At 73.6% G+C, this 12,806-nt stretch carries 11 protein-coding genes; 6 read left to right on the forward strand and 5 right to left on the reverse strand.

The window, feature by feature from the left end; translation table 11 throughout:
• Positions 1-11 precede the first annotated feature (11 nt).
• The 4 genes from ACIBK9_RS14555 (at position 12) to ACIBK9_RS14570 (ending at position 8,293) form a co-directional block, all read left to right on the forward strand.
• Entirely contained in the window at positions 12-6,092 is a 6,081-nt protein-coding gene (locus ACIBK9_RS14555; RefSeq protein ID WP_397158276.1) for an RHS repeat-associated core domain-containing protein, read from the forward strand.
• On the forward strand, positions 6,089-6,247 hold the full coding sequence (locus ACIBK9_RS14560; RefSeq protein WP_397158278.1) for a hypothetical protein: 159 nt from the start codon (positions 6,089-6,091) through the stop codon (positions 6,245-6,247). Before ACIBK9_RS14555 ends, ACIBK9_RS14560 begins: the two co-directional genes overlap by 4 nt.
• 100 nt (positions 6,248-6,347) lie before the next feature.
• Positions 6,348-7,823 carry an MFS transporter gene (locus tag ACIBK9_RS14565; protein ID WP_397158280.1) on the forward strand — a complete coding sequence of 492 codons (1,476 nt, stop codon included), beginning with the start codon at positions 6,348-6,350 and terminating at the stop codon, positions 7,821-7,823.
• Positions 7,820-8,293, forward strand: a complete 474-nt coding sequence (locus ACIBK9_RS14570; RefSeq protein ID WP_397158282.1) for a MarR family winged helix-turn-helix transcriptional regulator — start codon at positions 7,820-7,822, stop codon at positions 8,291-8,293. Before ACIBK9_RS14565 ends, ACIBK9_RS14570 begins: the two co-directional genes overlap by 4 nt.
• A 2-nt stretch (positions 8,294-8,295) precedes the next feature.
• Here ACIBK9_RS14570 and ACIBK9_RS14575 read toward each other — a convergent pair whose 3' ends face one another.
• On the reverse strand, positions 8,296-8,856 hold the full coding sequence (locus ACIBK9_RS14575; protein WP_397158284.1) for a GNAT family N-acetyltransferase: 561 nt from the start codon (positions 8,854-8,856) through the stop codon (positions 8,296-8,298).
• Positions 8,857-8,886: 30 nt separating this feature from the next.
• Positions 8,887-9,306 (reverse strand): MerR family transcriptional regulator, encoded by a 420-nt coding sequence (locus ACIBK9_RS14580; RefSeq protein ID WP_397158286.1) that lies wholly within the window; start codon positions 9,304-9,306, stop codon positions 8,887-8,889.
• 54 nt (positions 9,307-9,360) lie between these two features.
• Here ACIBK9_RS14580 and ACIBK9_RS14585 point away from each other — a divergent pair, with 54 nt between their 5' ends.
• The gene (locus tag ACIBK9_RS14585) at positions 9,361-10,311 is read left to right on the forward strand and encodes an SDR family NAD(P)-dependent oxidoreductase (protein WP_397158288.1); all 951 of its coding nucleotides are present in this window, start codon (positions 9,361-9,363) and stop codon (positions 10,309-10,311) included.
• A 5-nt stretch (positions 10,312-10,316) separates the two neighbouring features.
• On the opposite strand, the gene ACIBK9_RS14590 is transcribed toward ACIBK9_RS14585, so the two are convergent.
• The 3 genes from ACIBK9_RS14590 to ACIBK9_RS14600 all read right to left on the reverse strand — a co-directional run bounded on the left by ACIBK9_RS14590 (position 10,317) and on the right by ACIBK9_RS14600 (position 12,124).
• Entirely contained in the window at positions 10,317-11,318 is a 1,002-nt protein-coding gene (locus tag ACIBK9_RS14590; RefSeq protein WP_397158290.1) for a hypothetical protein, read from the reverse strand.
• Positions 11,315-11,584 (reverse strand): hypothetical protein, encoded by a 270-nt coding sequence (locus tag ACIBK9_RS14595; protein WP_397158292.1) that lies wholly within the window; start codon positions 11,582-11,584, stop codon positions 11,315-11,317. Before ACIBK9_RS14595 ends, ACIBK9_RS14590 begins: the two co-directional genes overlap by 4 nt.
• A gap of 105 nt (positions 11,585-11,689) precedes the next feature.
• Positions 11,690-12,124 (reverse strand): peptidase inhibitor family I36 protein, encoded by a 435-nt coding sequence (locus ACIBK9_RS14600; RefSeq protein ID WP_352325303.1) that lies wholly within the window; start codon positions 12,122-12,124, stop codon positions 11,690-11,692.
• A 125-nt stretch (positions 12,125-12,249) separates the two neighbouring features.
• On the opposite strand from ACIBK9_RS14600, the gene ACIBK9_RS14605 reads away from it, so the two are divergent.
• Positions 12,250-12,735, forward strand: a complete 486-nt coding sequence (locus ACIBK9_RS14605; RefSeq protein ID WP_397158295.1) for a MarR family winged helix-turn-helix transcriptional regulator — start codon at positions 12,250-12,252, stop codon at positions 12,733-12,735.
• Positions 12,736-12,806: the final 71 nt, after the last annotated feature.

Below are 12,806 nucleotides of genomic sequence, written 5' to 3' on the forward strand. Positions count from 1 at the left end.
GGGGCCTGACGATGATGCGAACGACAGTCCTGGCCGTCGTGGCCGCGCTGGCGGCGGGGATGTTACACCCGTCGCCGGCGCCGGCCGCCCGGCCGGCCTTCAAGATCCGTCCGGTGCAGCGGGAGCACTCCGTCACCGGCGGCAAGGTGCGCGGGGACGTCCCGGCGCCGCCGTCCGACTCCCAGACCCGCGCGTGGCGGACCCCTGCCGCCGTGGCCTGGCCCGCGGCGGGCAGGGCGCGGGTGGATTTGCGCGCCGCCGGGCGGCAGGTCGCGCGGGCGGGCGCGGACTCGCCGGGCTGGAAGGGCGTCCGGGCCGGCGGCCTGCCGGTGACGGTGGCCGCCTCCGCCGCCGACGGGCCGGCCGCCGCCGAGGTGGAGCTGTCCTCCCGCGAGGACGCGGCCAGGGCGGGGGTGGCGGGCCTGCTGCTGGCCGTCCGGCCCGACACGCCGGGCGCGCTGTCGGTCAAGGTGGGGTACGCGGCCGTCCGGGGCGCCTTCGGCGGTGACTGGGCCGCGCGCCTGTCGCTGGTCACGCTGCCCGGGTGCGCGCTGACGACGCCCGACCTGCCGCAGTGCCGTACCAGGACGCCGGTCGCGGCGGTCAACGACACCGGGGCGGGCACGCTCACCGCCGACGTCCCGGACCCCGGCGGGGCGGTGCTCGCGGCGGTCGCCGCGCCGAAGGGCGCCAGCGGCAGCTACGCCGCCACCTCGCTCGCGCCGTCCGGCACGTGGTCGGACGGCGGCAGCTCCGGCGGGTTCGGCTACACCTACGGCATCGAGGTGCCGCAGGTGCCCGGCGGGCTCGTCCCGCCCGTCGAGCTGTCCTACTCCTCCTCCGCCGTGGACGGCCGGGTCGCCTCGACCAACAACCAGCCGTCCTGGCTGGGCGAGGGCTGGGAGTACGAGCCGGGCTTCATCGAGCGCGGCTACCAGGGGTGCGCCGACGACCAGGGCGACGGCGCCAACAACAGCACCAGGACGGGCGACCTGTGCTGGAAGTCCGGCAACGCCACCCTGTCGCTGAACGGCACCACCACCGCGCTCGTCCGCGACGACGCCTCGGGCGTCTGGCGACCGGCCCGCGACGACGGCTCCAGGGTCGAGCACCTCAACGGCACCGCCGCCGACACCGCCAACGGCGACGACGACAACGAGTACTGGCGGATCACCAGGCCCGACGGCACGCAGTACTGGTTCGGCAGGAACCGGCTGCCCGGCTGGAGCGCCGGAAAGCCGGAGACCGGGTCGGCCTACACCGTGCCGGTCTTCGGCAACCACGCCGGGGAGCCCTGCCACGCGGCCGCCTTCGCCGACTCCTCCTGCGCGCAGGGCTGGCGCTGGCAGCTCGACTACGTGGTGGACCCGCACGGCAACGCCATGGCCTACTACTACGACCGGCAGACCAACTCCTACGCCAGGGCCGGCTCCCCCACCGCCAACGCCGACTACGTCCGCGCCGGTCACCTCAACCGCATCGAGTACGGCCTGCGCGCCTCGGACGTCTACGCGACCCCCGCGGCGAAGGTGAGCTTCGGCGTGGCCGAGCGCTGCCTGTCCGGCTGCGACGCCTTCGACGCCGCGCACGCCGCCAACTGGCCGGACACGCCGGTCGACCAGGACTGCGCGCGCGGCGCCAAATGCGCGACGGCCGGGCCGACGTTCTGGACGCGCAAGCGGCTGACGTCCATCAGCACGCAGGCGGGCGGCCGGGTCGTCGACTCCTGGGCGCTGACGCAGGACTTCCCCGGCACGGGCGACAACACCGCGGCGGGGTTGTGGCTGGCGAAGATCGTCCGTACCGGGTCGGGCGGCGGGGAACCGATCACCCTGCCCGCGACCACGTTCGCCGGGACGCTCATGGAGAACAGGGTGGACTCCGACGAGGGACGCCCGCCGCTGTACAAGTACCGGATCACCCGGATCGGCACCGACACCGGGGCCGACACCCTGGTCGCCTACTCGGCCAAGGACTGCGCCGCCGGCGCCACGCCGGACCCGGCGGCCAACACCCGGCGCTGCTACCCGTCGTGGTGGACGCCCGAGGGCTACGCCGAGCCGGTCCAGGACTGGTTCCACAAGTACGTGGTGACCCAGGTGGTCGAGGACGACAAGGTCGCCGGCTCCGGCTCGGAGTCCGTGGTCACGTCCTACGACTACCTGGACGGCGCGGCCTGGGTGCGGGACGAGAGCGAGTTCACCCTGGACAAGCACCGCACGTACAACCAGTACCGCGGCTACCGGACCGTCCGCACGAAGGTCGGGGCGTCCGCGCGCAGCCAGAGCGACACCGTCTACCTGCGCGGCCTGGGCGGGACGGTGACCGACTCCGAGGGCAACCAGGTGAGCGACGACCCGGCGCTGGCCGGGACCACGCTGGAGACCCTCACCTACACCGGTGAGGGCGGCGCGCTCGCCTCGGCGGCCGTCTCCGAGCCGTGGTCGTCGCCGGTCACCGCGTCCAGGGCGGTGAAGGGCCGGGCGGCGCTCACCGCGCGGCGGACCGGGACGTCCGTGAAGCGCAGCCGCACGTTGATCAGCACGGCGACGGGCACCGCCTGGCGGCGCACCCGCGCCGACTACACCCATGACGACCTGGGCCAGGTGCTGTCGTCCGCGGACCAGGGCGACACGGCGGTCACCGGTGACGAGGAGTGCGTCACCACCGCCTACACCGCCCGGGACACCGCCGCCTGGCTGGTGTCGTACCCGTCGGTGGTCAGGACCACGGGCGGCACCTGCGCCGCGCCCGGCGCGGTGCTCTCCGAGACCCGCACCTTCTACGACGGCCAGGCTCTCGGGGCCGCGCCGAAGCCGGGCCAGGCGCACGCCACCCGGACCGAGACGCTCGACCACCTCGACGGCGCCACCCCCGTGCACGTGGCCACCACCGCGACCTACGACGCCTACGGCCGGACCACCGGCACGACCGACGAGCTGGGCCGCCTGACCACCACCGCCTACACCCCGGCCACCGGCCTGCCGACGGGGACGACCGTCACCGACCCCAAGGGCTTCACCACCACCACGACCCTGGACGGCGTGCGCGGGCTGACCTTGTCCTCGGCCGACGCCAACGGCCGCACCACCTTCACCGACCACGACGCGCTGGGCCGGCTGGTCAGGGTGTGGCTGCCGGGCCACGACCGGAGCGCCGCCGCCGACATCGTCTACGGCTACGCCATCTCCGGCGCCGCGCCGACGGCGGTGACGAAGAAGGAGCTGCTCGACGACGGCTCCTACAAGGCGACGACCACCCTGTACGACGGCCTGCTGCGCGAGCGGCAGACCCAGCAGGACGCCCACGGCGGCGGCCGCCTGGTCACCGACACGTTCCTGGACTCCCACGGCCGGCCGTGGAAGACGAACGCCACCTACTGGAACGCCTCCGCGCCGGACACGTCGCTGTTCGGCGCCCCGGACAACGTGGTGCCCGCGCAGACCGTCACCGAGTACGACGGCCAGAGCCGCCAGACGGCCGAGATCTTCAAGTCGCTGAACGTGGAGAAGTGGCGCGGCAGCACCTCCTACGGCGGCAACTACACCGCGACCGTCCCGCCGGAGGGCGCCGCCGCCACCCTGGCGGTGACCGACGTCCGGGGCCGGACGACCGAACTGCGGCAGTACCCCGGCCGCGTCGCCGACTTCGCCGACTCCCGGGCCGACGTCACGACCTACGACTACGACCAGGCGGGACGGGTGACCAAGGTGGTCGACCCGGCAGGCAACACCTGGGCCTACAGCTACGACCTGCGCGGGCGCAGGACGTCGCTGTCCGACCCGGACGTCGGCCTGACCCGCTGGACCTACGACGCGGCCGGCCGCCGCACCGGCACCACCGACGCCCGCGGCGTCACGCTCACGTACGCCTACGACGAGCTCGGCCGCAAGACGTCGGTCGCGCAGGGGGCCGCCAGGCTCGCCGAGTGGGCCTACGACACCCTGCCCGGCGGCAAGGGCCTGCCCGCCTCCTCCACCCGGTACGACGAGGGCGGCGCGTACGTCACCGCGGTCAAGGGCTACGACGCCGCGGGCCGCCAGACCGGCACGACGGTGACGATCCCGCCGTCGGAGGGGCTGCTGGCCGGGACGTACACCGTCGGCACGACGTACCGGCCGGTCAGCGGGCTGCCGGCCGCGACGTCCTACCAGGCGGCCGGCGGGCTGCCCGCCGAGACCGTCCGGCCCGGCTACACCCGTCTGGGCGCGCTCGCCTCCCTCGACAACGGCTCCCGCGTGTACGTCGGCGGCACGCAGTACTCGCCCTACGGCGAGGTCCTGCAGACGGTGCTCGGCGACGTGGGCGCCCGGGTCGTGCGCACCCTGGAGTACCAGGACGCCACCCGCCGCCTGGCCCGGTCGGTCGACGACCGGGAGAAGAGCGGGCCGCAGACCATGGACGACGCGGTGTTCAGCTACAACCCGGCGGGCGACGTCACCAGCGTCCGGGACGACCGGGACGACAGGTCCGCGACCGACACCCAGTGCTACGCCTACGACCACCGGCGCCGGCTGACCGAGGCGTGGACCGCCACGGACGACTGCGCGGCGGCACCGTCGGCCTCGACGGTCGGCGGGCCGGCCCCCTACTGGCAGTCGTTCGCCTTCGACGTGGTGGGCAACCGGACCAAGGAGGTCCAGCACGGCGGGGCGGGCGACGTCACCCGGGTCTACACCTACCCCGCCGCCGGCCGGCCGCAGCCGCACACGTTGCAGAAGGTGGAGACGACCGGGCCCGGCGCGCGTACCGACACCTACGAGTACGACGCCACCGGCAACACCAGGCGGCGCGTCACCGCGCTCGGCGACCAGACCCTGACCTGGAACGCCGAGGGCGACCTGAGCGCCTCCACCGTCGCGGGCAGGACGAGCACCTTCGTCCACGACGCCGACGGCAACCGGATCATCCGCCGCGACCCCGGCTCGGTCACCCTCTACCTCGACGGCCAGGAGCTGACGCTGGCCGGGGGCAAGGTGAGCGGCACCCGCTACTACGAGGGCCCGCAGGCCACGGTGGTGCGCACCGGCGACGGGAAGGTCAACTACCTGCTCGGCGACCGGCACGACACCGAGGAGCTGGTGGTCAACGCCACCACGCTGGCCTACGGCCGCAGGTCCACCACCCCCTACGGCGGGTCCCGGGGCGGCGCGCCGGCGTCCTGGCCGAGCCAGAAGGGGTTCGTCGGCGGCACCGTGGACGACTCGACGGGCCTGACCCACCTGGGCGCGCGCGAGTACGACGTGGCCACCGGCCGGTTCGTCTCGGCCGACCCGGTCATGGACCTGACGGACCCGCAGCAGATCAACGGCTACGCCTACGCGAGCAACAACCCGGTCGCCTGGTCCGACCCGACCGGCCTGCGGGTCTGCGACGGCCAGGAGTGCAAGGACGCCGGCATCCGTCCCGACGGCCGGCCCATCCAGCCGCCGCCCCCGCCCGCGCCGGCACAGGTGCAGCTGGCCTCCGTCGGCGCCGCGCCGTCCCCCGCTCCTTCCAGGGGCGGCGGCACCGGGCGCAGCAGCGGCGGCACCAGCAACCCCGGGGCGTGCACGAGCCAGTCGTGCATGTTGCGGTACACCGATCCGGCCGCGGCCCAGCGCATCGCGGAGCTGATGGCCGAGAACAAGCGCATCAGCGACGCGCTGGCCGAGGAGCAGGCCAAGCTCAGGCAGGCGCAGGAGGCGCTGCAGAAGGAGAAGCAGAAGAAGAAGCGCGGCTGGTGGGACCGGTGGGGCCGGACAGTGGCGGCGGTGGCCGTCGGCGTCGTCGGCGCGGTCGCGGTGGCCGCGTGCGGCGTGACCGTGGTGTGCGGCGTGGCGCTGGGGGCCGCGGTCGGCATGGCGAGCTACTCGGTGCAGAACGCGGGCTCCGACCGGTTCAGCGTGACCGGCCTGGCCTTCGCCGGACTCACCGGGGCGGCGCTGGGCGGCGCCGGCCGCTATCTGAAGGCGGGCCAGGAACTGGCCAAGGCCCAGGCGGGAGTGAAACTGCCGATGGGCACCGAAGTGCTGAGAGGTGCGAAGAACATGACCACACAACCCAAGGCGACCTGGTCGTTCACCAACTGGTTCAAGTTCCACAAGCCATGAGCCGGCTGACGGAGATCCTGCGCAGACCGCGTACGTGGGCGGTCGTCGGAATGCTGGCCGTGGTGGACGTGCTGGCGGTCCTCCTGCTGCCCGAGGAGGTGTCGGTGTACGCGGTGACCGCGCTCACGGTGGCCGCCGCGGCCTTCCTCGACTGAGTCGTAAGGCCCCTGGTAGCCCGTCCGGCTGCCGGGGGCCTTACGGCGTTTCAGGGGGGCGGGGCGGACATGTGTTTAGTTGTGCGAATATAATCGTTATATGCCTATAACGAGTAGCGCGCCCCTCTCCCCCGCCCCCGCGCTCAGCCCCCGCCGGCGGATGCTCGTGCTGGCCATCTGCTGCATGAGCCTGTTCATCGTCGGGCTGGACAACACGATCGTGAACATCGCGCTGCCGGCCATCCGCCGCGACCTCGACGCCTCCATGTCCGGCCTCCAGTGGATCATCGACGCCTACACGGTGGTGCTGGCGAGCCTGCTCATGCTGGCCGGCTCGACCGGCGACCGGGTCGGCCGCCGGCGCACGTTCCAGACGGGGCTGGCGCTGTTCACGCTCGGCTCGCTCATGTGCTCGCTCGCGCCCGGCCTCGGCTGGCTGATCGCGGCGCGGGCGCTGCAGGCCGTCGGCGGGTCCATGCTCAACCCGGTCGCCATGTCGATCATCACGAACACCTTCACCGAGCCGCGCGAGCGGGCCCGCGCGATCGGCGTGTGGGGCGGCGTGATCGGCATCAGCATGGCGCTCGGCCCGCTGGTCGGCGGCACGCTGGTGGACTCGGTCGGCTGGCAGGCGATCTTCTGGATCAACATCCCGGTGGGCCTGGCCGCGTTCGCCCTGTGCGCGCTGTTCGTGCCCGAGTCGCGCGCGCCGCGCCCGCGCCGGGTGGACCCGGTCGGGCAGGCGCTGGTCATCGTGCTGCTGGCCACCCTGACGTACGGCTTCATCGAGGCGCCGGCGGCCGGCTGGGCGTCCCCGCGCACGCTGGGCTGCTTCGCGGTCGCGGCGCTGGCGCTGGCCGTCCTCGCGCCGTACGAGCTGCGCCGCACCGACCCGCTGATCGACCTGCGCTTCTTCCGCAGCGCGCCGTTCAGCGGGGCCACGGTCATCGCGGTGTGCGGCTTCTCCGCGCTGGCCGGGTTCCTGTTCGTCAACACCCTCTACCTCCAGGACGTGCTGGGGCTGTCCGCCCTGCACGCCGGCCTCTACACGCTGCCCATGGCCGGGCTCACCGTGGTCTGCGCGCCGCTGTCGGGCCGGATCGTCGGGACCGCCGGGCCGCGCGTCCCGCTGGTGGTGGCCGGGGTCACCATGGCGGCCAGCGGCCTGATCATGACCGGGCTGGCGGCGGAGACGCCGACCTGGCGGCTCATGGCCGCGTACGTGCTGTTCGGGGTGGGGTTCGGCATGCTGAACGCGCCCATCACCAACACCGCCGTGTCCGGCATGCCGCGCGCCCAGGCCGGCGTGGCCGCGGCGGTGGCCTCCACCAGCCGCCAGATCGGCCAGTCACTCGGCGTCGCGGTCATCGGCTCGCTGGTCACCTCGGCGGTGGCCGGCCCGTTCGCCGCCGGGTTCCCGCAGGCCAGCCACATCGGCTGGTGGATCGTCGCCGGGTGCGGGCTGGCCATCCTGCTGCTCGGTATCCTGACCACGACCGGCTGGGCCCGCCGCAGCGCCACCCGTACCGCCGAACGGCTCGCCCACGCACCCGACAGAACGGCGGACGCCTCATGACCGACACCTCCGGCAACTCCGGCAGCTCCGGCAGTTCCGGGCACGACGCCGTGGCCCGCGTCTGGGCGGCGATGTACGACCTCGTCCTGCGGCAGGAGGACCGCCGCAAGGAGGTGGCCGAGACGCTCGGCATGAGCTTCTTCCGGGTCAAGGCGCTGCGCCGCCTGCTGGCCGGGCCGATGAGCATGCGGGAGCTGACCGCCGAGCTGTCCACCGACAAGCCGTACACCACCCTGATGGTCGACGACCTGGAGCGGCGCGGTTACGTGACCCGCAGCGTCTCCCCCGACGACCGCCGCAGCAAGATCGTCACACTCACCCCGGCGGGGACGGCTGCAGCCGAGGAGGCCGAGCGCATCCTGGCCCGTCCGCCGCGTTCCCTGCTGGCCCTGGACCCGGGCGACCTGGCCGCGCTCGACCGCATCATGGCCCTCCTGCTCACCCCGGAGGAGCCGGCCCGCGGGCGGTGAGGTCAGCCCTTGAACCAGGACAGCCGGGCGGCGCAGAGGGTCTGCTCGGCGCCGAACTCCTCGAAGGCGGCGACCGGCCGGAAGCCCAGGCGGGCGGCCAGTCTCAGCGATCGTCCGTGCGCCGTGCGGGTGACGATCACCACCGGCTGGTCGGGCAGCTCGGCCGCCGCGGCGCGCAGCGCGGCCGTCGCCGCCTCGTGGGCGAACCCGCTGCCCCACGCCGGGCGGCGCAGCACGTAGGACAGCTCCAGCTCCTCGCCGTCGCCGGTGACGTGCCCGGGCCGGTCGGCCGCGCGGCGGTCGAGCGCGAGCGTCCCGAGCAGCCGGTCGGTGACGAGGTCGGCGATGACGTAGCCGCCCGGCGCGGCCGTGGCGGCGGCGGTTCCGGCGGCGTCGAGGAAACGCTCTACGTCGTCCCGCGGGCGCGGGCCGCCCAGGTGCTCGCGCACCTCGGGGTCGGTCATCAGCTCGACGAGACCGTCCCGGTCACCGTCGTGGGCCTTGCGCAGCAGCAGGCGTTCGGCGCGGATCTCCGTGGCGGACAGCGTGGGCGACGGGCTCATGGGTCCTTGATCCTAGGGCAGCCCCGCCACTCAAGGCGGAGGCGTCGGCGACCAGACCCCGGCCGCGGTCCCGTCCCGGACGTGCCGGCGGTAGGCGACGACCTTGCCGTGGATGATGTCCAGGCTCGCCGTCAGGTCGGCGATCCGGTCGCGGACGGCCCGCTCGTGCTCCTCCAGCAGCGCGAGCCGCTCCGGCTCGTTGCCCGGCCCCGAGCGTACGAGGCAGGCGAACCTGCGCAGGGTGGCGATCGGCATGCCGGACTCCCGCAGCCGGTTGCACAGCAGCAGCCACTCCACGTCGGCCCGGTCGTAGGCCCGCTGCCCGCCCGCCGTACGCGGGATCGGGCGCAGGAACAGCTCCTCGCGCTCGAAGAAGCGCAGCGCGTGGACGCCGAGCCCGGTGGCCCGCGCGACGTCCCCGATGGACAGGCGGTCCGCGTCCCTGCTCATGGCACCTCGCCATAGTTTGACCTAGATTGCACTCTAGATTCTACGGTCGAGGGCATGGCACGTACTCAACAAAAGATCGGCTCGGGTTTCGGCGCGCACAGCACGGCCGACGACGTCCTGGCCGGCATCGACCTGTCCGGCCGGAACGTCCTGATCACCGGCGGCTACTCGGGCCTCGGCCTGGCGGCCACCCGCGCGCTGGTACGGGCGGGGGCGCACGTCGTCGTGCCCGCCCGCCGTCCCGGCGTGGCGAGGGACGCGCTGCGCGACCTCCCCCGCACGGAGGTGGCCGAGCTGGACCTGGCCGACCTCGGCAGCGTCCGCGCCTTCGGCGACCTGTTCCTGGCGACCGGCCGCACCCTTGACATCGTCATCGGCAACGCGGGCGTCATGGCCTATCCCAACCGGCCGGTCGGCCCCGGCTGGGAGGCGCATCTCGCCATCAACCACCTCGGCCACTTCGCCCTGGTCAACCGGCTGCGCCCGGCGCTCGCCGGGGCCCGGGTGGTGTCGGTCTCCTCCTCTGGGCACTTCCTGTCCGACATCCGCTGGGACGACCCGCACTTCCGCCACGGCCACGACCACTGGGCGGCCTACGGGCAGTCCAAGACGGCCAACGCCCTGTTCGCCGTCCATCTCGACGCCCTCGGTGCGGCCGACGGCCTGCGGGCCTTCGCCGTGCACCCGGGCAGCATCCTCACCCCGCTGCAGCGCCGCATCCCGCACGAGGAACAGGTCGCCCAGGGCTGGATCACGGCCGACGGACGCCGGGCCGACGGCTTCAAGACCCCGGAACAGGGCGCGGCGACCGCGGTGTGGGCGGCCACGTCACCCCTGCTGGACGCGCACGGCGGCGCCTACTGCCAGGACTGCGACCTGGCCGAGCCGGCGACGGGCGACGACATGCTGATCGGCGGCGTCAAACCCTGGGCCCTCGATCCGGAGTCCGCCGCCCGCCTGTGGAGACTCTCCGCCGACCTGACCGGTGAATCCGCCTTCTCCTGACCGCCCTACGGGCGGCGGCCGGGCCTGAGCAGCAGCGCGACCGCCGCCGCGAGCACGGGGAGCGCGACGGTCGCCAGGACGATCGAGCTCCACGGCGTCTCGAACGGCACCCGCGGCACCGGGTCCCAGTCCACCGAGGTCGTGAAGGGCCAGGCCAGCAGCAGCCCGGCGACACATCCGGCGACGGCGCCCGGAACCGCGCCGCAGGCCGCCGCCAGGGCCGCCCGGCAGGCGGTGAGGCCGCGCGCGGCGGCGGGAGAGCCGCCGGCCCGGAGCAGGAGGCGGTCCGGACGGCGCGACCTGATCGTGGCCGCGAGCGCCCCGGCGAGAGCGGCCGGCACGGCCGCCCCCAGGAAGAGCAGCCAGCCGTACGAAGGCCGGAAGCCCTCCTCCAGGTACGCCTGCCCGCTCTCGCCCAGCCGCTCCTGGACGCGGCCCCGGTCGGCCGCCGTGACCGGGTGCAGGGAGGGATCGACGATCAGCGCCTCCAGTTCCAGCTTGACGCCCATGCCAAGCAGCAGCTTCGCGGGCAGGAAGACCGCCTCGACGCCGCGGGCGGGCGGGGCGACGACGGTCGCGGGAATCGTCCTGGAGATTCTCGGTTCGCCCGGCGGGTCCTCGGGGGCGCTGTACTCGATCGTGACGGTGTCGTGCCGGCCCTGCTCGGACGTGACCGCCACGGCCCTGCCCTCGTCGTACGGGAACGACGGGTCCCCCGTGAGGTAGCGCAGCAGCGCCTGGTCGCCGATGTAGGCGCGGGAGGAGGACGTCGCGGAGTCGGCCGTCGACACGGTGAGGTCGAACGGGTGGACCGGCGTCAGGCCCTGGGCGACGTCCGTTCCGGGCAGCTCCTGCCGGACGGCGGCGATCCCGGGCGCCGGTCGTCCGGGATCGAGCCGCACGATGAGCGCCTCCGGCCGCGCCTGCGGGAGGTACTGCGCCCTGGACTGCGCGGTCCCGGCCGTCGCCATGATCGCCACCGCGACGGCGAAAGCCGTGGCGATCATGGTCGCGGCCACCGCGGGGGCCGTCCGCGCGCGCCGGTCGGCCAGGTGCCGGGCCGAGAGCCGCAGAGCCGCCGGAAGCCGGGCGCCGCCATCATGGTGAGCCCGGCCGCCGCCACCCACGCGCCGGCGACCAGATGGCCGGAGTGCATCCGGCCGTGCCGCCCGCGCGGGGCGGTCTCGGCGGCGACGATAGTCGCGCCGCAGGCCGGCATCACGAGCCCGCCTATCAGCACCAGGAAGAAGATCAGGGAGACGACGTCCGGCATGGAGGGAGCGTACGAGCGGAACGATCAACGCGACACCCTCGCGGGCCGGGAACGGCGACGGCCGGCCGCCGCGGGGTGCGCGGGGCCGGCCGGAGGGTTCGAAGGTCAGCCGTGGGAGTCGGTGGTCGCGGCGCGCTTGATGCTCAGCTCGTCGCCGCCGATGGAGCAGGAGGGGCCGTTCGGGCCGCCGAAGCGGACGGAGTCGAAGAAGTCGCGGAAGGTGATGTAGAAGTTGCCCTTGCCGCGCGGGCCGGTGACGGCCGAGCAGCCGCCGTAGTCGGCCTCGGAGTAGAGATGGATGAGCGTGTCGGTGCGGTTCCAGTCGGACTTGGCGCGGTCGCCCATGCCCAGGGCCGCCAGGTTGGCCGTGCTCGCCTGGAGCTGGACGATGTCGCCGGTGCCGTCGAGACCGGAGAACAGGCAGTAGTTGCCCTCCTGGCAGCGGTCGTATCCCGTCGCCGCCTGGGCGGGGGACGCCACTGCGGCCAGCGCGGCCACGGCGATCGGTAACGCCAGAACGTGAAACTTCTTGCCCACCATGCCTCCATGGACGAAACTTTCCTTCGGTCCGAACATACATAGTGAGATCAACTTGCGCTAGACCGTCAGGGTGGACGTTCTTCAGCGGATAATCCGCTACGGGATGAGTTGGTAGCCTCGATGACATGACTTCGATGGCGCCCTCCCGCACCGAGCACGACCTGTCGTTCCTGCTCGACCACACCAGTCACGTGCTGCGCACCCGGATGGCGGCGGCCCTGGCCGAGCTGGGGCTGACCGCGCGCATGCACTGCGTGCTCGTGCACGCACTGGAGGAGGAGCGCACGCAGATCCAGCTCGCCGAGATCGGCGACATGGACAAGACCACGATGGTGGTCACCGTCGACGCCCTGGAGAAGGCCGGACTGGCCGAGCGGCGGCCGTCGAGCACCGACCGGCGGGCCCGGATCATCGCCGTGACCGAGAAGGGCGCCCAGGTGGCGCGGCGCAGCCAGGAGATCGTGGACGGCGTGCACGCCGCGGCCCTCGGCTCGATCCCGGACGACGAGCGGGAGGTGCTGGTACGCGCCCTGAACCGGCTGGCCACCGGCCACCTGGAGACCCCGGCCGAGGCACCCCAGCCGGTCCGGCGGGCCAGGGAACGCGGCTAAGTAGTTCCGTGACATATCGTCTGTAACGGAACTATCTGCTACGGTCTCTCCTGTTGCACCCCTTGAAACAG

The sequence above is a fragment of the Nonomuraea sp. NPDC050227 genome, assembly GCF_044459705.1.
In the GTDB taxonomy this organism is placed as follows: Bacteria; Actinomycetota; Actinomycetes; order Streptosporangiales; family Streptosporangiaceae; genus Nonomuraea.

Coding starts and splice junctions, on each gene's coding strand:
- ACIBK9_RS14555 (WP_397158276.1), top strand. CDS start 12: ATGATGCGAACGACAGTCCTGGCCGTCGTGGCCGCGCTGGCGGCGGGG.
- ACIBK9_RS14560 (WP_397158278.1), top strand. CDS start 6,089: ATGAGCCGGCTGACGGAGATCCTGCGCAGACCGCGTACGTGGGCGGTC.
- ACIBK9_RS14565 (WP_397158280.1), top strand. CDS start 6,348: ATGCCTATAACGAGTAGCGCGCCCCTCTCCCCCGCCCCCGCGCTCAGC.
- ACIBK9_RS14570 (WP_397158282.1), top strand. CDS start 7,820: ATGACCGACACCTCCGGCAACTCCGGCAGCTCCGGCAGTTCCGGGCAC.
- ACIBK9_RS14575 (WP_397158284.1), bottom strand. CDS start 8,856: ATGAGCCCGTCGCCCACGCTGTCCGCCACGGAGATCCGCGCCGAACGC.
- ACIBK9_RS14580 (WP_397158286.1), bottom strand. CDS start 9,306: ATGAGCAGGGACGCGGACCGCCTGTCCATCGGGGACGTCGCGCGGGCC.
- ACIBK9_RS14585 (WP_397158288.1), top strand. CDS start 9,361: ATGGCACGTACTCAACAAAAGATCGGCTCGGGTTTCGGCGCGCACAGC.
- ACIBK9_RS14590 (WP_397158290.1), bottom strand. CDS start 11,318: ATGATCGCCACGGCTTTCGCCGTCGCGGTGGCGATCATGGCGACGGCC.
- ACIBK9_RS14595 (WP_397158292.1), bottom strand. CDS start 11,584: ATGCCGGACGTCGTCTCCCTGATCTTCTTCCTGGTGCTGATAGGCGGG.
- ACIBK9_RS14600 (WP_352325303.1), bottom strand. CDS start 12,124: ATGGTGGGCAAGAAGTTTCACGTTCTGGCGTTACCGATCGCCGTGGCC.
- ACIBK9_RS14605 (WP_397158295.1), top strand. CDS start 12,250: ATGACTTCGATGGCGCCCTCCCGCACCGAGCACGACCTGTCGTTCCTG.